The organism is Acinetobacter sp. S-1 (assembly GCF_059579785.1).
Genome location: NZ_CM184207.1, coordinates 1,373,264 through 1,394,097, shown reverse-complemented (window position 1 = coordinate 1,394,097; position 20,834 = coordinate 1,373,264). Strand labels below are relative to the sequence as shown.

General features: G+C 37.3%; 18 protein-coding genes. 13 read left to right on the top strand and 5 right to left on the bottom strand.

The window, feature by feature from the left end:
* Positions 1 to 2: 2 nt before the first annotated feature.
* Positions 3 to 1,553 (bottom strand): circularly permuted type 2 ATP-grasp protein, encoded by a 1,551-nt coding sequence (locus AC52J8_RS06640; protein ID WP_032005405.1) that lies wholly within the window; start codon positions 1,551 to 1,553, stop codon positions 3 to 5.
* A gap of 225 nt (positions 1,554 to 1,778) precedes the next feature.
* Here AC52J8_RS06640 and AC52J8_RS06635 point away from each other — a divergent pair, with 225 nt between their 5' ends.
* Positions 1,779 to 2,786: a helix-turn-helix transcriptional regulator gene (locus AC52J8_RS06635; protein WP_198912088.1), complete on the top strand. Its 1,008-nt coding sequence runs from the start codon at positions 1,779 to 1,781 to the stop codon at positions 2,784 to 2,786.
* Between the two features lie 375 nt (positions 2,787 to 3,161).
* On the opposite strand, the gene mnmG is transcribed toward AC52J8_RS06635, so the two are convergent.
* Positions 3,162 to 5,042 (bottom strand): tRNA uridine-5-carboxymethylaminomethyl(34) synthesis enzyme MnmG, encoded by a 1,881-nt coding sequence (mnmG, locus tag AC52J8_RS06630; protein ID WP_086399140.1) that lies wholly within the window; start codon positions 5,040 to 5,042, stop codon positions 3,162 to 3,164.
* 232 nt (positions 5,043 to 5,274) lie between these two features.
* On the opposite strand from mnmG, the gene AC52J8_RS06625 reads away from it, so the two are divergent.
* The 11 genes from AC52J8_RS06625 (at position 5,275) to AC52J8_RS06575 (ending at position 15,741) form a co-directional block, all read left to right on the top strand.
* Positions 5,275 to 5,505, top strand: a complete 231-nt coding sequence (locus tag AC52J8_RS06625; RefSeq protein ID WP_060464676.1) for a hypothetical protein — start codon at positions 5,275 to 5,277, stop codon at positions 5,503 to 5,505.
* Between the two features lie 154 nt (positions 5,506 to 5,659).
* Positions 5,660 to 6,565: a 50S ribosomal protein L11 methyltransferase gene (gene prmA, locus AC52J8_RS06620; protein ID WP_086399141.1), complete on the top strand. Its 906-nt coding sequence runs from the start codon at positions 5,660 to 5,662 to the stop codon at positions 6,563 to 6,565.
* 12 nt (positions 6,566 to 6,577) lie between these two features.
* Entirely contained in the window at positions 6,578 to 7,423 is an 846-nt protein-coding gene (locus AC52J8_RS06615) for a zinc-ribbon and DUF3426 domain-containing protein (protein ID WP_086399142.1), read from the top strand.
* A gap of 376 nt (positions 7,424 to 7,799) precedes the next feature.
* Complete coding sequence (gene fis, locus AC52J8_RS06610; protein WP_001086304.1) at positions 7,800 to 8,069, top strand: DNA-binding transcriptional regulator Fis; 270 nt, start codon at positions 7,800 to 7,802, stop codon at positions 8,067 to 8,069.
* A gap of 85 nt (positions 8,070 to 8,154) precedes the next feature.
* The gene (gene purH / locus AC52J8_RS06605) at positions 8,155 to 9,729 is read left to right on the top strand and encodes a bifunctional phosphoribosylaminoimidazolecarboxamide formyltransferase/IMP cyclohydrolase (RefSeq protein WP_086399251.1); all 1,575 of its coding nucleotides are present in this window, start codon (positions 8,155 to 8,157) and stop codon (positions 9,727 to 9,729) included.
* A 123-nt stretch (positions 9,730 to 9,852) separates the two neighbouring features.
* Positions 9,853 to 11,139, top strand: coding sequence for a phosphoribosylamine--glycine ligase (purD, locus tag AC52J8_RS06600; protein ID WP_005073571.1), 1,287 nt, complete (start codon positions 9,853 to 9,855; stop codon positions 11,137 to 11,139).
* A 487-nt stretch (positions 11,140 to 11,626) separates the two neighbouring features.
* Positions 11,627 to 12,499 carry a MetQ/NlpA family ABC transporter substrate-binding protein gene (locus tag AC52J8_RS06595; RefSeq protein ID WP_002119639.1) on the top strand — a complete coding sequence of 291 codons (873 nt, stop codon included), beginning with the start codon at positions 11,627 to 11,629 and terminating at the stop codon, positions 12,497 to 12,499.
* Between the two features lie 75 nt (positions 12,500 to 12,574).
* On the top strand, positions 12,575 to 13,600 hold the full coding sequence (locus tag AC52J8_RS06590; RefSeq protein WP_002119636.1) for a methionine ABC transporter ATP-binding protein: 1,026 nt from the start codon (positions 12,575 to 12,577) through the stop codon (positions 13,598 to 13,600).
* Positions 13,597 to 14,292 (top strand): methionine ABC transporter permease, encoded by a 696-nt coding sequence (locus tag AC52J8_RS06585; RefSeq protein WP_002119707.1) that lies wholly within the window; start codon positions 13,597 to 13,599, stop codon positions 14,290 to 14,292. The genes AC52J8_RS06590 and AC52J8_RS06585 overlap by 4 nt, the downstream gene beginning before the upstream one ends.
* A 152-nt stretch (positions 14,293 to 14,444) precedes the next feature.
* Entirely contained in the window at positions 14,445 to 15,176 is a 732-nt protein-coding gene (gene gloB, locus AC52J8_RS06580; RefSeq protein WP_086399143.1) for a hydroxyacylglutathione hydrolase, read from the top strand.
* A 361-nt stretch (positions 15,177 to 15,537) separates the two neighbouring features.
* Positions 15,538 to 15,741, top strand: a complete 204-nt coding sequence (locus tag AC52J8_RS06575) for a hypothetical protein (protein ID WP_002119766.1) — start codon at positions 15,538 to 15,540, stop codon at positions 15,739 to 15,741.
* A gap of 163 nt (positions 15,742 to 15,904) precedes the next feature.
* Here the strand turns inward: AC52J8_RS06575 and AC52J8_RS06570 are convergent, their stop codons facing one another.
* Positions 15,905 to 17,203, bottom strand: coding sequence for a dicarboxylate/amino acid:cation symporter (locus AC52J8_RS06570; protein WP_002119617.1), 1,299 nt, complete (start codon positions 17,201 to 17,203; stop codon positions 15,905 to 15,907).
* A 458-nt stretch (positions 17,204 to 17,661) separates the two neighbouring features.
* Complete coding sequence (locus AC52J8_RS06565) at positions 17,662 to 18,222, bottom strand: TetR/AcrR family transcriptional regulator (RefSeq protein WP_068611658.1); 561 nt, start codon at positions 18,220 to 18,222, stop codon at positions 17,662 to 17,664.
* A 137-nt stretch (positions 18,223 to 18,359) separates the two neighbouring features.
* On the opposite strand from AC52J8_RS06565, the gene AC52J8_RS06560 reads away from it, so the two are divergent.
* On the top strand, positions 18,360 to 19,562 hold the full coding sequence (locus AC52J8_RS06560) for an MFS transporter (RefSeq protein ID WP_197738981.1): 1,203 nt from the start codon (positions 18,360 to 18,362) through the stop codon (positions 19,560 to 19,562).
* A 41-nt stretch (positions 19,563 to 19,603) separates the two neighbouring features.
* Here AC52J8_RS06560 and AC52J8_RS06555 read toward each other — a convergent pair whose 3' ends face one another.
* Entirely contained in the window at positions 19,604 to 20,755 is a 1,152-nt protein-coding gene (locus AC52J8_RS06555) for a sterol desaturase family protein (RefSeq protein ID WP_086399144.1), read from the bottom strand.
* Positions 20,756 to 20,834 lie beyond the last annotated feature (79 nt).

Genomic DNA, 20,834 nt, shown 5'->3' with positions numbered 1-20,834 from the left:
AATCAGGAATGTAATGTTTCAACAACCCATGTATCTTTTATACCGCCACCTTGAGACGAATTTACAACTAAAGAACCCGCCTGCATGGCCACACGTGTTAAGCCACCAGGCACAATCTCTGTACGATAAGGTGAGCTCAATACAAATGGACGCAAATCAATATGACGCTCAGCCACCCCGCCTGTCGTTAAAGTTGGAGCGACAGATAAAGCTAAGGTAGGCTGCGCAATATACATATGTGGCATCGCAATCAATTTTTTTCTAAAGTCATCAATTTCGCATGAGCTTGCTTTAGGTCCAATCAACATGCCGTATCCGCCCGAACCTTGTGCTTCCTTAACGACTAATTGATCAAGATTAGAGAGTACGTAATCTAAGTGTTCTTCTTTACGGCACTGATAAGTGGGTACATTTTTTAGAATTGGTGTTTCATCTAAATAATATTGAATCATTTGATCTACATAAGGATAGATAGATTTATCATCAGCCACACCCGTTCCAGGTGCATTTGCAATCACAACATTTTTTTGCAAATAAGCAGACATAAGACCTGCTACACCTAAAGCACTGTCTGGTCGAAATGCTAAAGGATCTAGAAAGTCATCATCTAAACGGCGGTAAATTACGTCTACTTTTTGACGCCCACGAATAGTTTTGACAAATACTTGATCATTTTCTACAAATAAATCCCGATTTGTAACCAATGGCACATCCATTTCACGCGCTAGAAAAGCGTGTTCATAATAAGCACTGTTAAAACGCCCTGGTGTTAGCACCACAATAAAAGGTTGATCTGCAGAAGAATTTTCTTGCAATATTTCTTTTAAAAGTTTTGGATAATGCTCAATCCCCTGTAAATTATTGGCTGTACATAGCTCAGGCATTAATTTCTGGCTAATATTTCGGCTCTCAATCATATAAGACACCCCAGACGGTGTTCTCAAATTATCTTCTAATACAAAAAACTCCCCTTCACCATCACGGATAATATCGATCCCACTAATTTGTGAATAAATTTTTCCTTTTAAAGAATGTTTAAGCATATGGGGCTGGAAAGCATCATTTCCCATAATTTGTTCTTCGGGAATGATTTGTTCTTTTAAAATATGTTGTCCATGATAAATATCATCTAGGAAATAATTTAATGCTTTAACACGCTGTGCACAGCCTGAGGCAATTTTTTCCCATTGTTTTTTCTCGATTACTCTTGGAATTAAATCAAAAGGAATAGTGCGCTCTGTTCCTTCTTTATCGCCATAAACATTAAAAGTAATCCCATGATAAAGAAAATGCTGTTTTGCTTGGGTATTTAACTCCTTTAACTCATCTAAAGTACGAATGCTTAACCATTGTTCAATTTTTTTAGAAGCTGCACCATTTGACGTTACATCATCAAGCATCTCATTAAAGAACTGTGATTTTAGTTGCTCAAAGAGATTGGTTTGCACAGAAATATGTTCTAAAAAAGAGGTTGGGTTAATGAGTGCTGTTGTTGTCTGCTCTTGTATAAAAAAATCATTATCTAGATGTAATTCATGCTCTTGTTCTGACATAACCACCTCGTCTTATCATTTATCTATATTTCATTTTTAAATAAGCAATTTCAGTGCCACTTATATATCTGTAATACTTGTACGGCATCATTGTTATAACTTTCTTCTAAATCTTATCATCGTTTGCCCAATGGGCTATAAACTGAATCTGACAAACTTGCTAAATCTGTAAAGTTTTTTTATTGTGTTGACACCAAAGCAATTGGCTATAGATGCATTACGCTTATGTCTGTAATAGAAAAAGAAACTTCGAATAGTTTATATCGCCAATGGCAGATCTTGTCTCGCTTACCGACCGGCAAATGGATCGGGACTCGAGAATTGCAAGAAATGCTTGAGCGTGAAGGTATTGATATTAGTTTAAGGACTATTCAGCGTGACTTAAATCAAATTGCTCAGCGTTTTCCGATAGAGAGCAATAAAGCCGTACCTCAAGGCTGGCGGTGGCAATCTGATGCACCTATTCAAAGCTTACCTCACATGACAAGTTCTCAAGCGGTAACCTTTATGATGGTTGAGGAGCACCTTAAACACCTCCTTCCTCCGAGCCTGCTTGATGAGATGGGACCATGGTTCGATTTGGCCAAACGTAGCCTTTCTACACAAAATAATGTGAGACAGTGGATTAACCGTGTACGTATTGTTCCAGCAAGCCAACCGTTAATTCCGCCTGTAGTTGACCGAAATGCTCAACAAGCAATTTATGAAGGCTTACTCCAAGACAAGCAAATAGAATGTGTTTATCGGGCAAGGGTCAATCAGGGTGAAGACAGAACTTATGTTTTAAATCCTTTGGCTTTGGTACAAAAAGGTGCAGTCATTTATTTAATTTGCACACGACATGACAAAACTGAAGTGCAAACATTTGCTCTGCACCGTTTTAAATCAGCAAAAGTATTAGACAGCCGAGCACTGCATCCAGTTAATTTTGATATTGATCATTATATTGATTCAGGGGCTTTAGGCTTTAGAGTGGACTATAACCAACCAACTGAATCAATTCAGCTCACCTTAACCATGACAGAGCAAACTGCGAAAACCTTTTATGAAAGTCAGTTAAGTAAAGACCAAACGATTACTCCGCTTGAAGAAAATATTGTAGAAGTTTCAGCGACTGTACCTTTTACATCTCAACTAGTATGGTGGTTACGTAGTTTTGGTAAGAAATTACTGCATATTGAACCAGTACAAGTACATAATGCTGTGCGAGAAATTGAAACTGCGAATAAATAGATATAAAAAAGAGAACCATAAGGTTCTCTTTAGATTTTGAATTATAATTTTCTTAATTTTATATTGTTCTTATTTTTTACTGTTTTCAGATCAATGTGTTCTCCCCCATCAAAACTGATCTGCCCTTTCTTTTGCGCTATTTTGAACATGAGCATTGGCATGCCATTTCATATCCATTGTAGCGAATTGATTTCATTGTCATGATTAAAGCCCTCTTGTTTGAACGTAAATTCAATATAACTGGCGACTTAAAATATGTGAAATAAGAAAAAAAGGAAGCGAAATCTCTTTTCTTCCTTAGGAAGTTTCCATATATTTTTTGAATAGAAAATAAAAAAGCCCAGTCTTAACTGGGCTTTTTGTACATTTAAATGATTAAGCTGTTTTCTTAATCATATTATTCTTACGAATTGTGATCATTACAAGCTGAACTGCTGCTGGTGTAACACCAGGAATACGGCTTGCTTGAGCTAAAGTTTCTGGAAGAACTGTTTTTAACTTCTGCGTGATTTCACGTGACAATCCAGACACGACATCATAGTCAAAATCGGCAGGAATTTTGGTTTCTTCAAGACGCTTTAATTGAGCAACATCTTCATGCTGACGGTTAATGTAACCTTCATATTTCACAGCAATTTCAATTTGCTCCCCCACTTGTTCTGAAACTTCAGAACCAGTAAGTTCAGCAATTTGACCGAAGGTGATATTAGGGCGCTTAAGCAAATCAATCGCACTACATTCCTTACTCAAATCAGCACCCGTCATTTCAACGAATTTTTTACCCATAGGGTTATTTGGTGCTGCCCATAAATGTTGTAAACGAGAGGTTTCACGCTCAACCGCTTCCATTTTTTCGCAATAAGCAGCCCAACGAACATCATCAACCAAACCAAGTTCACGACCAATAGAAGTCAAGCGCTGATCCGCATTATCTTCACGTAACATCAAACGATATTCAGCACGTGAGGTAAACATACGGTACGGTTCTTTAGTACCTAACGTGATGAGGTCATCAACCAACACACCCATGTAAGCCTGGTCACGTTTAGGCGTCCATTCTTCTTGCTCCCACGCACGACGTGCAGCATTTAAACCTGCAAGTAAACCTTGGGCCCCAGCTTCTTCGTAACCTGTTGTACCATTAATTTGACCAGCAAAATATAAGCCATTAATCGCTTTAGTTTCGAGGGTAAATTTCAAAGCTTGCGGGTTGAAATAATCATATTCAATTGCATAGCCTGGACGTAAGATATGAGCGTTTTCCATACCACGAATTGAGCGTACAAGTTCGAACTGAACATCAAATGGTAAAGAAGTCGAAATACCGTTTGGATAAAGCTCATGTGTATCTAGACCTTCTGGTTCCAAGAATACTTGATGTGAGTCTTTATCAGCGAAACGGTGAATTTTATCTTCGATTGATGGGCAATAACGCGGACCTACACCTTCAATAACACCCGTGTACATTGGTGAACGGTCTAAACCACCACGAATAATATCGTGGGTTTTTTCATTTGTATGCGTGATATAACAGTTTACTTGTTCAGGGTGCATAGAAGCATCACCCATGAATGACATCACTGGAGATGGGAAATCACCCGGCTGCGGAATCATGACTGAAAAATCAACTGAACGTGCATCAATACGTGGTGGAGTACCGGTTTTTAAACGTCCCACTGGTAATTTTAATTCACGTAAACGTTGAGCAAGTGCAATAGAAGGAGGATCTCCCGCACGGCCACCGCTTGATTTTTCTAAACCAACGTGGATTACACCACCCAAGAATGTACCTGTAGTCAACACAACAGTTTTAGCATCAAAGCGAATACCCATTTGGGTAACAACACCTTTAACGGTATCGCCTTCAAGAATCAGGTCATCAGCTGCTTGCTGGAAAATGTCAAGATTTACTTGATTTTCCAAAGTATCACGGATAGCAGCTTTATAACGCACGCGGTCAGCTTGAGCACGTGTTGCACGCACAGCTGCACCTTTACGCGAATTTAAAATACGGAACTGAATACCACCTTTATCGGCAGCCAGAGCCATTGCACCGCCAAGTGCATCAATTTCGCGTACTAGGTGAGACTTACCAATACCACCAATTGCTGGGTTACAACTCATTTGGCCCAAAGTCTCAATGTTATGGGTCAAAAGCAAAGTCTGTCGTCCCATACGCGCAGCAGCAAGGGCCGCTTCCGTACCTGCGTGACCGCCACCGATAACGATAACATCATAAACTTTAGGATAGTGCATGAGTACAAAAACACCAGAAAAAAAAGACGGAACATTATAGCAAAATTATCTGCTTATTGATGTACATAATTACAAAATTGTCTTCACATAATTTACGCTATGCCACATGATTTGACATTTTGTTTCATGAATTCAATACAAAGTGAATGTTTTTAAAATTAATTCATCTTAGAATAAAAAATGTACAGCACTTCTATGACTTTAAAATTAACGCAAAGAGAAGGAATACAAAATGAAAACGACCATGTTAAAAATCTTAACTGCATCTCTAATTTGTTTTTCAGGCGTAACTTTTACCCATGCTGCTGACACGAGCAAAGCCGAAACGCAAAAACAAATTCGAGTCTGTGCAAAAAAACAGCAAGGTGAATGGGTTTCTTACAATCACAACGGTGTAATCTTTAACGGTACTTGCCAACCAAACGAAAATGGCAAGTTACAATTTAAGGCCCCTGCTCCTTAATCTGTTTTAACATAGGTATAGAAGAAGTCATTTATTTTCCGCTATATCTCATCAGTATTTTCAAAGACGGTCCATTAAAGATGGGCCGCTTTCTTTTTTAAAATGGTCTAGTCCGCTACAATACGCCTTTAAATAAAATTTTTAGGTCCTTTTCGTGAAGTGGTTACAAATACACATTACCGTTGATCAAGAACAAGTTGAGTTCACAGAAACACTTTTAATGTCTCTAGGTGCGGTAAGCGTAACGCTGGATGATGCTGAAGATCAGGCTTTACTTGAACCATTACCGGGTGAAACACCTCTATGGAACAAAGTTATTGTGACAGGCATCTATCAACAAGACGAACAAGACCCTATTGATGTCGACACTTTAGAAGCTTTCTTAAAAGCTCAACTTCCAGATGTTCCTATGCGTCATGAAGAACTTGAAGATCAAGTGTGGGAACGCGCATGGATGGATTACTATGAGCCAATTCAGATTGGAGAAAAGTTCTGGATTGTGCCTGAATGGCTAGAGCCACCAGAAGCAGACGCAACTAACATTAAGTTAGATCCAGGTCTTGCATTTGGTACAGGTAATCACGCAAGTACTTTCCTATGCTTACAATGGCTGGGTAAAACTGACGTTAAAGATAAAATCGTGATTGATTATGGCTGTGGTTCAGGCATTTTAGGCGTAGCGGCTTTATTATTAGGCGCTAAAAAAGTATACGCTACCGATATTGATCCTCAGGCTGTTTTAGCAACAAAACAAAATGCAGAGCTCAATGGTGTATTAGACGGACTATATGTAGGTCTTCCTGAAGAGTTTGATCAAGAATTCAAACCTAAACAAGCCGATGTTTTAGTTGCAAACATTTTAGCAGGACCTTTAATGATGCTTGCGCCTGAATTTGCAAATTTAATCAAATCTGAGGGTGAGTTCGCACTTGCTGGTGTGATTGAAGAGCAAGTTGCTGATGTTTCACGTGTTTATTCTGAATTTTTTGATATATTAGATGTCGAAAAGCGCGAAGAAAACTGGTGTCGCATTTCAGGAAAACGTAAAACAATAAATTGAGATTTTTAACTCATGAATGAAAAACAAACCCGCTGCCCTAAGTGTTTAACAGTTTATAAAGTATCTCTTACTCAATTAACTGTCGCTCAGGGTATGGTTTGTTGCCCTAAATGTAATTCAAGCTTTAATGCCTTAACCCATCTAATCAATATTGAACAGCCAGTTATGGTCAACTCAACGACTCTAGCCAATGGTTCAATGCAGACAAGATATATGACGCATTCTCACATATTAGATATCTTTGACCAAAAAGTAGAAAACTCTAATATTGATCTTTTAACTTACCTCAACAACTTAAATTACTTTCACAACGAACCTATTAATGCTCTACCAAACCTTAATTTAGCTGAGCAGGCATCCCCACAAGAACAAGACAACAATAAAAAGCATAGTTGGCTTTACTATACGCTCTGGAGCTCTGCCAACCTTATTTTAATTTTAGTCTTTACTTTTCAAATCCTCTGGTTTAACCCTAAGCTCATGCATGCAAGCCCAACCGTTAGCCATGCATTTAATTACGTTTGCCAAATACTACACTGCAACAAATCAGCAGAACTTTATCAACTTATCTATATAGAAAAGTTAAAAGTCCGCAAGATTGATGCAAACCATACCCAGTTCTCAGGCATATTGCTCAACCAGAATAATAAAAGTATTGAGCTTCCTAACCTAAAGTTGATTTTTGCAACAGAGCCAGACAAAACAGAGGAAATCATATTAACTCCTCAACAATATCTAGTTGAAAACTTAAGGGGTATTCAACGTATTCCATCAAATACCCCTTTCCGATTCCAATTTGAGCTAAACAAAAGCAAAAAAAGGCTAGTAAATTATCGATTAGAAATTGTCCACCCCTAAAATGTAAAAAAAGTGAAAAAAAAATAAAAAAAAATGCAGTTAATTTGCTCACTTTTTCCTAGACAATGGTATGATACGCGCCACGAAAGCTTTGACTCATATACTCCTCGCTCTCAATCCAAAAAAAATACTGTTAAGCATGTGTGCTTTTCTACTTTAAGCGCATAGCCTAACTTTTTTTGTTTTTGAGGGGGCTGTAACAAATATTTAATTATTGTTACGCTTATTTTTTATTCAATACGAAGAAATATGGCAAGCTAATTGTTCTTATGTTTTAGAGTCACTGTTTTAGGATCTAAAACAGGACTCCGTATTTTTAGACCACATTTATATACTACTTTACCCAAGCTAGTATTTGATTTTCGGATTAACTCGCATGAATAGCAAATCTCCTATTTTTACTGCACAATCTGATGTTGCTCTTCGCATCCACGTGGATCGCGCAGTTCGCCATTATTTTGCACAATTGCAAGGTGAGCAACCATCTCAGGTATATGACATGGTGCTAGCAGAAATGGAGAAACCTCTTTTATCTGTAGTTCTTGAATATACACGTGGTAATCAAACGCGTGCTGCAGAAATTCTTGGACTCAACCGTGGCACTTTACGTAAAAAGTTAAAAGCTCACGGTTTAATGAGTGAATAAATGATAAAATGCTCACGACGTCGTGGGCATTTTTTTATGCTTATTGGTTTTAATCCGTAGACTTGAAATTGTTGAATTAAACATCATGACTATTAAACGTGCTTTGATTTCTGTATCTGATAAGACAGGAATTGTCGAATTTGCTCAAAACCTTGCAGCTCTAGGGGTAGAACTATTATCTACAGGCGGCACATATAAGTTGCTTAAAGATAATAATATCGCGGTTGTAGAAGTATCTGAACATACTGGCTTCCCTGAAATGATGGATGGTCGTGTTAAGACATTACATCCAAAAATTCATGGCGGTATTCTTGCTCGTCGCGGTTTAGATGAAGCAGTTATGGAAGAACACAACATCGATCCGATTGATCTTGTTGTTGTAAACCTTTATCCATTTGCTGCAACTGTTGCAAAACCTGACTGTACTCTTCCTGATGCAATCGAAAATATCGACATCGGTGGTCCTACAATGGTTCGTGCGGCTGCTAAAAACCATGCTTCAGTAGGTATTGTAGTTAATGTTTCTGATTACGACACTGTAATTAATGAATTAAAAACTGCTGGTTCGCTTTCTTATGAAACGCGTTTTGATTTAGCAGTTAAAGCATTTGAACATACAGCTCAATACGACGGCATGATTGCTTCTTACTTAGGCGCTCGCGTTGGTAAGACCGAAGGTGAAGCTGACTTATTCCCTCGTACATTCAATACTCAATTGAACAAAGCACAAGATTTACGTTACGGTGAAAACCCACATCAATCGGCTGCTTTCTATGTCGAAGCTAATGCAAAAGAAGCATCAGTTTCTACTGCAAAACAGTTACAAGGCAAAGAATTGTCTTATAACAACATTGCAGATACAGATGCTGCACTTGAATGTGTTAAATCATTCGCAAAACCTGCTTGTGTCATCGTGAAACATGCTAACCCTTGTGGTGTTGCGGTTTCTTTAGACGGCATTAAAGCTGCTTATGATTTAGCTTATGCGACTGACCCAGAATCTGCTTTTGGCGGTATTATTGCATTCAACCGTGAATTAGATGTTGCAACTGCTCAAGCAATTGTAGAGCGTCAATTCGTTGAAGTGATTATTGCTCCAAGTATTGCTGATGGCGTACTTGAAATAACTGGCGCTAAGAAAAATGTACGTGTTTTAGTATGTGGCGAGTTACCTGCTATTGATGCACGTGCACCGCAACTTGACTATAAACGCGTAAATGGTGGCTTACTTGTTCAAGATCAAGACTTGGGCATGATCACTAAAGATGATCTTAAAGTAGTTACTAAGCGTGCGCCAACTGAACAAGAAATTGATGACCTCATCTTTGCTTGGAAAGTTGCAAAATATGTAAAATCAAACGCAATTGTTTATGCTAAAAACCGCCAAACTATTGGTGTAGGTGCAGGTCAAATGAGTCGCGTTAACTCAGCTCGTATTGCTGCCATTAAAGCTGAACATGCTGGTTTGGTTGTTGAAGGTGCTGTAATGGCATCTGATGCATTCTTCCCGTTCCGTGACGGTATTGATAATGCTGCTAAAGCTGGCATTAAATGCATCATTCAACCAGGTGGTTCTATGCGTGATGAAGAAGTAATCGCTGCAGCAGACGAAGCTGGTATTGCAATGGTGTTCACTGGTATGCGCCATTTCCGCCACTAATTTAAATTTAGTCCTCCCTAACCCTCCTTTCATTCAGGAGGGTTTTCCACAATAATGGAGCTAAACTCCACCTTGAGGAATAGAGGGGGATGAAAAGGATTAAAGTTAAGGAACAAATTAAAAATGAATATTTTAGTTTTAGGTAGTGGTGGTCGTGAACATGCTTTGGCATGGAAAATCGCGCAAGATACCAAAGTTACTCAAGTTTTCGTTGCACCGGGAAATGCGGGAACTGCAACTGAAGACAAATGCGTTAATGTTCAGCTTGATATTTTAGACAACCCTGCAATTATCGCTTTTGCTAAAGAAAATAATGTTGAACTTATTATTGTTGGTCCAGAAGCACCTTTAGTGAATGGTGTGGTAGATGCTGCTCGCGAAGCAGGTCTAAAAATTTGGGGACCAACTCAATATGCTGCGCAGCTTGAAGGCTCAAAGGCATTTGCTAAACATTTTTTAAAGCGTCATAACATTCCAACTGCTTTTTATGAAGTATTTACAGAAGTTGATGCAGCTAAAGCTTATGTTGAAAAAAATGGTGCACCAATTGTAATTAAGGCAGACGGTCTTGCTGCTGGTAAAGGTGTAATCGTTGCAATGACCAACGAAGAAGCTTTTGCAGCAATTGATGACATGCTTGCAGGCAACAAATTCGGTGATGCTGGTTCACGTGTTGTAATTGAACAGTTCCTTGCAGGTGAAGAAGCTTCTTTCATTTGTATGATTGATGGTAAAAACATTTTACCAATGGCAACTTCACAAGATCACAAGCGTATTTTTGAAGGTGACCAAGGTCCTAATACTGGCGGTATGGGTGCTTACTCTCCTGCTCCGGTGGTAACTTCTGAAATTTTCGAACGTGTTATGACTGAAATCATGCGTCCGACTGTTGAAGGTATGGCTGCTGACGGACATGTCTACACTGGTTTCTTATATGCTGGCTTAATGATTGATGAACAAGGTCAACCCCGTGTGATCGAGTTCAACTGTCGTTTTGGTGATCCTGAAACTCAGCCAATCATGATGCGCTTAAAGTCATCTCTTGTTGAATTGGTAGAAGCTGGTATTGCCGGCAATTTACCAAAAGAAGCTGAATGGGATGAGCGTAAGTCAATCGGTATCGTACTTGCAGCCGAAGGCTATCCTGATAGCGTACGCAAAGGTGATGTAATTTCAGGTATTGGACAATCACCTGAAGATACTAAAATTTTCCACGCAGGCACTGCAACTCGTGAAGATGGTCACATCGTTACTTCTGGTGGTCGAGTTCTTTGTGTAACTGCGCTAGGCGACAGCGTACTTGAAGCACAAATTAATGCACTTGAAGTATGCGGACAAGTGACCTTTACAGGTATGCAATATCGTAGTGACATTGGCTATCGCGCAATTGCACGAGAAAAAGCTGAGTAAAAAACTCTCAACTGATAAAAAGCCCTCTATTAAAGAGGGCTTTTTATATTTCATTCTTATTTATCAGAAAATTTTATATAAATCCCAGTTTTTATTCACTTCCAATCAATAAGATCGAAACATGTCCACTATATTGAATATGTTTTTATTGATATGATTAGATAAAGCGTTGGAACTTTCCACAAAGTTATTGTGCCTTTAAATATTGAGGCTCATCATCTAATTCTGTTAGGGATAATAGTTATTTTTAACATTGAATACTTTTAGAAATCGCTTAAAGACTGTCAACTCATGATAGAACTGTTGTGAAAATAGTTTTATTTAGTACAGATCAAAAACGGTAAAACAAGTATCTGAGGAATTAGAAAAGAGCTAAAAGCTATAACTTTTAGCATTCAAAACTTTGTGACGTGACAACAAAACTCATTCTCTTTTCTAGAGAGCCAACTAAATAGTTGATATCTCTCTTAATCAGGACTTTTTTTACATGAAAAAGCTGATCAGTCTTTTTTTAAGCGTGTCTGTGCTATTACTTGCAGCTTGCGGTAAACAACAAAGTGAACCACAAGCTGGAAAGAGTGGTGATTCATCACAACTTCAAACTGTGGTTATTGCCTCAACTGGTTCTGACGCTGATATCTGGCGTTATATTTCGACTTTACCAGAAACTAAAGCTGCTGGTGTTAAGCTTGAGGTGAAAAATTTCACTGATTATGTTGCAATGAATACAGCTGTAGCAAATAAAGAAGTTGACTTAAATGCATTCCAATCTTATGCATATTTGGTGGCTTTCAATGCATCAAATAAAGATAAAATTGCTCCAGTTGCTACAACTTATCTTGAGCCAATGGGAATCTACTCAAGTAAACATAAAAAAGTAGAAGAATTCCAACAAGGTGCAAGCATTGCAATTCCTAATGATGCAGCGAATGAAGCTCGTGCATTATTGTTATTACAAAGTGCCGGCTTAATTAAACTTAAAGCTGACTTCGACCCTGCTAAAGGCACACCAAGCGATATTATCGATAACAGTAAAAAAATTGATATCAAACCAATCCAAATGGCGACAGCTGTACGCGTAAAAGATGAAGTTGATGCAATTGTTTTAGGTAATACATTAGCTTTAGAAGGTGGTTTAAACGTACTTAAAGATTCTATCTACTATGAACCTGTTGACCAAAGCACTAAACTGAATGTAAACATCCTTGCAACAGCTGAATCTCGCAAAGATGACCCAATTCTTCAGAAAGTTGGTCAGCTATACCACACTGAAGCTGTTAAAAAATACGTTGAACAACACTTTGGTGGTACAAAAGTTGACGTGAATCAGCCAATCAGCTACCTCACGGAAGCTAAATAGTAATATAATAGCTGCAACGCGAAACAGGCAAAGACTCTTTGCCTGTTTTTTCTTTTTAGCATAGTTTTTGACGACATGATTCAATTTAAAAACATTTCAAAGCACTATCAGCTTAAAGGCCAAACCATACGAGCTCTGGACCAAATTAATTTGGAAATTCCTGAAGGGAGTATTTTTGGTATTATTGGCTATAGTGGTGCAGGTAAAAGTACTTTAATCCGCCTGATTAACTTACTTGAACGACCAAATGAAGGTCAGGTTATCATTAATCAAAAGGACTTCACTGCTTTGGATGCGCGTTCATTACGTCAGGAACGTGCAAATATTGGTATGATTTTTCAGCACTTCAATTTGCTACAAACCAAAACGGTTGCTGAAAATATCGAAATGCCAATGCGTCTGCTGAATTACAATAAAGCAGAACGTGAAAAGCGCTTAAATGAGTTATTGGAGTTCATTGATCTTAAACATAAAAAAGATGCTTATCCTGATGAACTTTCTGGCGGCCAAAAGCAACGTGTCGGTATTGCTCGTGCTTTGGCAAATCATCCAAAAATTCTTTTGTGTGATGAAGCAACCTCTGCCCTAGACCCGCAAACAACCAAGTCTGTTTTAGAATTACTCAAGAAAATCAATCAAGAGCAAAAAATCACAATCGTTATGGTGACCCATGAAATGGATGTCATTGAAACTGTTTGTGATCATGTAGCTGTGATGGAAGCTGGTAAAGTCATTGAACAAGGTTCAACGATTGATATCTTTAGTAATCCTCAACATCCGACGACTAAAAACTTTATTCAAACTGTGTTACATCAACAGTTGCCTGTGAATATTTTAAATCAACTCGAGAATCAGCATCACCATAGCATCTACTGTTTACAGTTTTTGGGCCGTTCTGCTCAAGAACCTGTAATTCAGTCACTGATTAAACAATTTGATATTAGTTTAAATATCTTATTCGCTAACATGACTGAAATTAACGGCACTGTCATTGGTCAAATGTTTGTACAGCTTCTAGGTGAGCCTCAGTTGATTAAACAGGCTATCGAGTTTTTAGAGAAAAATGAAGTGAGTGTAGTTCAATCAGGAGATCAAGTATGAGAGATTTAATCGTACAGTGGTTAACTGAACTTACTCAACCTTTCTGGCACAGTTCTCTTTCAATTGACCAGTTTGTAACAGCTCTACAAGAAACATTTCACATGGTGTTTTTTGCGCTGTTATTTGGTGGTATTTGGGGCTTCATTCAAGGGGTTATCCTGCTTGTAACTCGCCCAGAAGGTATTTTGCCAAATAGATTCGTCTATCATTTACTCAACCCAATTGTAAATGCGTTACGCTCTCTCCCATTTATTATTTTACTTATTGCAGTGATTCCTCTTACCAAGTTGTTGGTAGGTACTTCAATTGGTACATGGGCAGCGATCGTTCCTTTAACAATTTACGTTGGTCCATATATGGGACGTTTGATTGAAACTTCCCTACTCGAAGTAAATGAAGGAATTATTGAATCTGCTCAGGCGATGGGTGCTACACCTTGGCAAATTATTTACCGCTTTATTTTGCCAGAAGCACGCAGTTCACTCATTTTAAACCTCACAACAGCGACAATCAGTTTGATTGGTGCAACAGCAATGGCTGGTGCAGTGGGCGCAGGTGGTATTGGTGACTTAGCAATCTCTTATGGTTACCAACGTTTTGATACAAGCGTTGTAATTTTAACAGTAATTGTTCTATTGCTCTTAGTACAGATTGTACAGACTCTAGGTAACTGGCTCTCTAAGATCCGTTAAATTACTCATATAAAAAGCTCCCTAAATGGGGGCTTTTTTGTTTTATATACATCATTTTCATAAAAAGGTTGAGTGAGTGGCTTACTACCATTTTCTGTTATTATCAAAAACAGTGATTACTTACTCTTTGGATTTGGTTTTAGGATAAAACAATGCGTTATAGAATTCATTTTATTGATGTACAGAATGCCCTCCAAAACTATATCTGGATTTTAGAAGATACTGAAACCCAAGAGGCTGTTGCAGTTGATCCAACAGAAGCTGATCTTGTGACTCAATTTTGTCAAAATCATCAACTCACCTTAAAACAAATCTGGCTCACTCATTGGCATAAAGACCATATCGGTGGTGTTGCAGATTTAACGGCTGCCCAAAATATTACTGTCTATGGTCCACGTGATGAGCTCACAAAGATTCCGGGAATTACTCATCCCTTACAACATGACGATCATTTAAAATTTAATGATTTAAAAGTGGAGATTATCGCGACTCCAGGTCACACCTTAGGGCACATTGTGTATTTTATTGAGGAGCTAGAAGCTGTATTCTGTGGCGACACTTTATTTGCAATGGGATGTGGTCGATTATTTGAAGGTACGGCTGAACAAATGTATCACTCACTGAGCCGTCTAGCAGCGCTACCAACACAAACCAAAGTTTATTGTACGCATGAATACACGCTTTCAAATGCCGAATTTGCCTTAACGGTAGAACCGCATAACCATGCCTTATCTGAACGAGCTGAAGAAGTTCGTGAGCTACGTAAACAAGGATCAATCACTCTTCCGAGTACGATTGAACTTGAATTAGCAACCAATCCTTTTCTTCGCGCAGAAAGTGCTGAAGATTTTGCTCATTTACGTGCACTTAAAGATAATTTTTAAAGTTAAAGCTTCTCCTTTTAAGAGATACAGTTTCATTTTAAGAACTGTATCTTTTTGCATAGCGTACGTTGATCGTAATTATTTTTTACATTTACTTTATTCTTATTTATTCAGCTTTTTTAAAATTTCGCCAAATTTATATTTTTTAAAAAAAATGCCGAAGAACAATTTTTTAAATAAAAAACTTTTATTTTTTAGTTACATAACCTCTCCATAATTTTATAAAAAAGAAAACTTTCCTTTCTCTAGCTTACTTTTTTTACAAGTTGCAAAATAAAACAAAGATTTCCCCCTTTAAAAAATCTAATTAAAACCCTATTAATAAATAAGATGTAATGCCACGGATAGAAGGAGTTCTCACGTGAAAAAGGTTGTTAAAGCTAAAAATTTGATTGCGTTTCGTATTTGGTTAGAAAAGTTAGGGTATTCAGTTAAAAATCTTGCTGATGGAAAAGGTTTTACTTTCAGTTTTAAAAAAGAATATGGTTTAGTGACCTGTGATTTGGCAGGAAACTCATTAGCGATGCAATTAGGTGAAGAGTTTGAGGATCACTTAAAAGCATAATTTTTTACGACACAATTTTTTATTTAAGATTGTCTTTTTTTAAAAGATAAGTAATAGCAGAACTTTAGAATGATTTAATTAAAATATATTTTTAGATGTTAAAAAAAATCTGTAGCCGGGCTACTCTCCCAAATTGCCCTTAGCTACAGATTTTTTTATAAGGTTATTCTGCTTTAGGGTTCTTTAAGGCTTTATCTAAAAGATCTTTATCTAAAGCTTTATCCCAACGTGCTACAACAATTGTTGCGCAAGCATTACCAACTAAATTTGTTAATGCACGGCACTCAGACATAAAACGGTCAATACCAAGAATTAACGCCATACCTGCAACAGGAACAGCTGGTACAACAGATAGAGTGGCAGCCAGAGTAATAAAGCCTGCACCAGTCACCCCTGCTGCACCTTTAGAACTTACCATTGCGACAAGAAGCAATGCAATTTGTTCACTAATGGATAAGTCTACGTTACACGCTTGGGCAATAAACAGAGCAGCCATAGTCATGTAGATATTTGTACCATCAAGGTTAAATGAGTAACCTGTTGGAATCACCAAACCGACTACCGATTTTTCACAACCTGCTTTTTGCATTTTATCCATTAAAGATGGTAAAGCTGCTTCAGAAGAACTTGTTCCTAAAACTAACCAAAGTTCATCTTTGATATAACGGATTAAATGAATAATTGAGAAACCATTGTAACGGGCTACTGCTCCTAGGATCACTATGACAAACAATACCGCTGTAATATAGAACGTCATAATTAATAGTAATAAATTACCAATTGACTCGATTCCATACGCACCGATGGTAAAAGCCATTGCACCAAAAGCACCGATTGGAGCCAGCTTCATTAACATACCAACAAGGTAAAAAACTGGAGCTGTTAAGTTATTTAAGAAGTCGGTAATTGGACGTGCACGATCACCCAATGCAGCCAAAGAAATACCAAATAATACCGCCACAAACAGAACCTGCAAAATCTCGCCACCTGCCAGAGGACTGACTAAGGTTTGCGGGATAATATTCATGAAGAAGTCGGTAATATTTGTTGCATGTGCCTTCTCAACATAAGTATTTACTTTGTCGTTGACTAAGGTAGCAGGATCGATGTTAAGGCCTTTACCCGGTTGGATAATATTTGCCACAATCATACCAACCACAAGAGCCAAGCTTGAGAAGGTAAGGAAATAAAGCATAGCTTTACCAGTTACACGGCCAACTCGGCTCATGTTTGTCATACTGGCAATGCCTGTAACAACGGTTAAAAAGATTACGGGAGCAATAATCATTTTAACGATCTTGATGAATGCATCACCAAGCGGTTTTAAACTTTCGCCAAGTTCTGGGTAAAAATGACCAATTAAAATGCCCAAAATAATTGCAAAGATGACCTGTACATACAAAATTTGGTGAAACTTCTGTTTTTTCTGTACCGTTTCTTGGTCAAGGGTATTGAAATCCATTATCTAAATACCTTTTCGATGGGGATAAAAAAATAAAATATAAAGCGTGCACCACAAGCTGCTTTATCAAGGAAACGCCATTGTAAAGAATAAAAAACGGCCTGTGTTATAAATTTAAAAAATGTCAAATTCAATAATCATGCAATAAATTATATAAAATCATTTTAATTTTCTAATTTTAAAAAATAAAAAAACAACCAAAATTCTCTATAAAGCATTATTTAATCTTAATATTTTAAGTAAAAACATGCACAAAAATGTCTATAGAAGTTTAATTGTCTCATACAAACACAACATTTATTAAATAAATGATTTTATAAAAAACATGTAAATTATAAATTATGAAAATTTAGTTTAAAAATAATAAGAAAAGTTGATATATGATTTTTTAACAAGATAAAGTGTCTATTTCTTGTTAAAAAAAATCACACTAATAGGCTTTGATAAATTAATTCAAATTAGGGAGCGTTAAATAACCGTTCCAATAAAATGTGGACGTAATCTAAGCTTAAGGTACGTTCAGTGAATAAGATGCGAAATAGCATAGGGGCAATAATAGCTTCGATAATTTCTTCATTATTTATAGTGGGTTCATTACGCGATTTAGCTCTGGCTTGAATAATATCAAGTTGTTGAATAATTAAGGCTTCACATTTTCTCGCATTTGAAGCGTCGGCTGTATATAGCACATCACGTAATAATGTTTGACCAACTTCAGAAGAATACTCCTCAAAATATTGTTCAATCCATGCAGTGATATCCAGCTGAAATGAACCTAAATCTTTTGGTTCCATATCAGGTTTAAGTTCATTTAGGGCTACATCTGAAAATAGCTGATTAATATCGCCCCAACGGCGGTAAATTGTCGAAGGTGTTACTCCTGCCTCATGAGCGATCATAGGTATGGTAATCTGGCTTTGCTCTAAGGTTTTTTGAAGCTCTTTTACCGCTTGGTGCACCGCAGTTTGAATTCTTTCACTACGACCGCCAGGACGTAAGCCAGTAACAACTTTTGCCATTTATAAACTCTGTAAAGGGATCAAAAAATTTATAAATATTTATATCTATATACAAAATACACTAAAGCTAAGGATTTGCTTTAGTGTGAAAATAATGTATAAAAGCTAAATATTCGCTTTTATGTTATTCATCTTATATGAACAATTCAAGTTCAAAACGGTCTGGATCGGTTTTTCACTTAGATAGTGCAAGTGCATTAACACTCAATACAATCACGCTCATGACTTTTATGGCGGCGTCTAGTGCACCGACTCCACTTTATCGTCTATACCAACAGCTTTGGCAATTTTCACCTGTCACTTTGACTTTAATTTTTGCAACTTATGCTTTTACTCTGCTGGGTTCATTACTGATTATTGGTTCTTTGTCTGACTATATTGGACGTCGTCCTGTCATTATTGCAGCCATTTTTCTGCAAATTATTTCGATGAGCTTTTTCTTATTTGCTTCAGATGTTTCGATGTTATTTATTGCACGGGGCTTACAAGGAATTGCAACTGGACTTGCTGTCTCAGCTATAGGCGCAGCAATTTTAGATTTTAGTAAGCTTCAGGGCTCGCTTATTAATAGTATCGCACCAATGGTCGGCATGGCTGTTGGTATATTTCTAACTTGTTCTATTTTGCAATTCTCTGCCCAACCGTTACAGCTTGTTTTTGAATTTTTATGTCTTCTTCTTATTTGTGAACTCATTTTAAGTTTTTTTACTCCTGAAACAGCCCAAAAGAGATCGGGTGCTCTTGCCTCTTTAAAGCCCAATATGGCTATTCCTCCACAAACAAAAAGTGCTTTATTGAGTATTAGCCCAATTAATATTGCTCTTTGGATGGTCAGTGGTTTCTTCCTATCACTTATGCCCTCTTTACTGGCAAAAATTTTCTATACTTCATCGGCATGGCTAAACGGTATTATGTTTATGGCGCTCGCCCTTTCTGGTGCGGCAGGTATATTAACGCTTAGAAAGTCGACAAATTACCTTATTTTATTAACAGGTACTCTTTCAATTGCTATTGGTTCAACCATTTTATTTTTAGCAATTAATCTTACAAGTGCAGTAGTTTTATTTCTCGGTTCTATTATTACTGGAGTTGGTTTTGGTACAGCTTTTATGGGCGCAATCCGCACAGTAATGCCTCTAGCTTTACCAGAAGAACGTGCAGGGCTTATGGCTGCATTTTTTGTTGAAAGTTACTTGGCATTCAGTATTCCTGCAATTTTAGCTGGCTATTTTGTTGGGAAAATTGGGCTCATGCATACAGCAAATAGTTATATTTGTTTTATTATCCTCCTATCGTTTGTTGCCCTTCTTCTGATTTTTAAAAACTTTAAAAGTAAATAAGCATATAAAAAAATAGCCTCAATAGAGGCTATTTTTTTATTTCATTGGTCACGCCAAGGTTTTAAAAACCGCTTTACATACTTTTTAAATGGCCATGTAAATTGTTTTATAAAACTATTTGGAATTTTATAACCTACCGTGCCATACACGCTTGCCAGATGATTTGGCATATATACACTTTTGAAGATGACATCATATAGAGGAATAAAAGCAGCGTAATTTTTATCAATCGCAGGTTTTTCTGAAGAGTGATGCCAATGGTGGAATTCTGGCGTAGCGATAATCCAGCGCAAATATGGAAAACGAAAACGCACATTGGAATGAATAAAAATAGCGTGAAACGAAATAAAGATTAAATAAGCAAAAACAGCTGAAGTATGAAAACCCAACAGGAAAATAGGTAATGTCGCAATAAAGCGAGTCATGAGTACTTCAATGACATGTAAACGAGAAGATGCTAACCAATCCATATATTCAGTTGAATGATGAATTGCGTGAAAGCGCCATAAGAAATTAACCTCATGCATGGCACGATGTAACCAATACACCGTAAAATCGACCACGATGAGCAACTCAATGAATTGCAGCCAAATCGGCTGAGCTTGTACATAAGGTACAATTGGATTATCAGGTAGATGTGTAATCCAATATTGAATTGGCATAACAGTTAAAAAACTGAATAATTGGATTCCAATATGGCTGACCATGAAATATTTCATATCGGTCACCCACCCTACTCTTAATATTTTTTGTTCAGGATTTTTAGCAAAAAAGCCTTCAAGCGGAATAAAAATGAACGCTAAAATGAATAAGGTCAGTACAAAATAATCGATACCTGCATAAAACGGTACACTTGGCAAAACGGGTGCTTCAATTACACCACAGCCCAAAACTGCTGCTACAAGTGAAAAACATAACCCGTAAAATCCATATCGGTTTTGACGGATAATGGCACTAAACGCTCCAAAACCTGCACCAACAATAATGCCTGTGATGAGGCCATAATAAAAAAGATTATAGTGTTTTGCGTAAATAGGACGGAGTTCTGGGGTGGTTAATACACTGGGAAATAAAAAACATAATGCACCAAATAAGCAAAGTAAGCTGAGTGACATGGAAATAAAGGCGCTAATTTTCCCTAAACCTGCGTTAAGTTCTAAATTCTCAAATTTTGCTCTTAATTGATCGGTCATGATTCATATACAGTTCTTATTGTGTATAACGCGAATGCTATCAAAATTTAATAATAAATTGGAAAGAACTTTAACTTCT

What these genes read in the sequence shown, in the direction of transcription:
- AC52J8_RS06640 (WP_032005405.1), bottom strand. Translation starts at nt 1,553, where the DNA reads ATGTCAGAACAAGAGCATGAATTACATCTAGATAATGATTTTTTTATA.
- AC52J8_RS06635 (WP_198912088.1), top strand. Translation starts at nt 1,779, where the DNA reads ATGTCTGTAATAGAAAAAGAAACTTCGAATAGTTTATATCGCCAATGG.
- mnmG (WP_086399140.1), bottom strand. Translation starts at nt 5,042, where the DNA reads ATGCACTATCCTAAAGTTTATGATGTTATCGTTATCGGTGGCGGTCAC.
- AC52J8_RS06625 (WP_060464676.1), top strand. Translation starts at nt 5,275, where the DNA reads ATGAAAACGACCATGTTAAAAATCTTAACTGCATCTCTAATTTGTTTT.
- AC52J8_RS06615 (WP_086399142.1), top strand. Translation starts at nt 6,578, where the DNA reads ATGAATGAAAAACAAACCCGCTGCCCTAAGTGTTTAACAGTTTATAAA.
- fis (WP_001086304.1), top strand. Translation starts at nt 7,800, where the DNA reads ATGAATAGCAAATCTCCTATTTTTACTGCACAATCTGATGTTGCTCTT.
- purH (WP_086399251.1), top strand. Translation starts at nt 8,155, where the DNA reads ATGACTATTAAACGTGCTTTGATTTCTGTATCTGATAAGACAGGAATT.
- purD (WP_005073571.1), top strand. Translation starts at nt 9,853, where the DNA reads ATGAATATTTTAGTTTTAGGTAGTGGTGGTCGTGAACATGCTTTGGCA.
- AC52J8_RS06595 (WP_002119639.1), top strand. Translation starts at nt 11,627, where the DNA reads ATGAAAAAGCTGATCAGTCTTTTTTTAAGCGTGTCTGTGCTATTACTT.
- AC52J8_RS06590 (WP_002119636.1), top strand. Translation starts at nt 12,575, where the DNA reads ATGATTCAATTTAAAAACATTTCAAAGCACTATCAGCTTAAAGGCCAA.
- AC52J8_RS06585 (WP_002119707.1), top strand. Translation starts at nt 13,597, where the DNA reads ATGAGAGATTTAATCGTACAGTGGTTAACTGAACTTACTCAACCTTTC.
- gloB (WP_086399143.1), top strand. Translation starts at nt 14,445, where the DNA reads ATGCGTTATAGAATTCATTTTATTGATGTACAGAATGCCCTCCAAAAC.
- AC52J8_RS06570 (WP_002119617.1), bottom strand. Translation starts at nt 17,203, where the DNA reads ATGGATTTCAATACCCTTGACCAAGAAACGGTACAGAAAAAACAGAAG.
- AC52J8_RS06565 (WP_068611658.1), bottom strand. Translation starts at nt 18,222, where the DNA reads ATGGCAAAAGTTGTTACTGGCTTACGTCCTGGCGGTCGTAGTGAAAGA.
- AC52J8_RS06560 (WP_197738981.1), top strand. Translation starts at nt 18,360, where the DNA reads ATGAACAATTCAAGTTCAAAACGGTCTGGATCGGTTTTTCACTTAGAT.
- AC52J8_RS06555 (WP_086399144.1), bottom strand. Translation starts at nt 20,755, where the DNA reads ATGACCGATCAATTAAGAGCAAAATTTGAGAATTTAGAACTTAACGCA.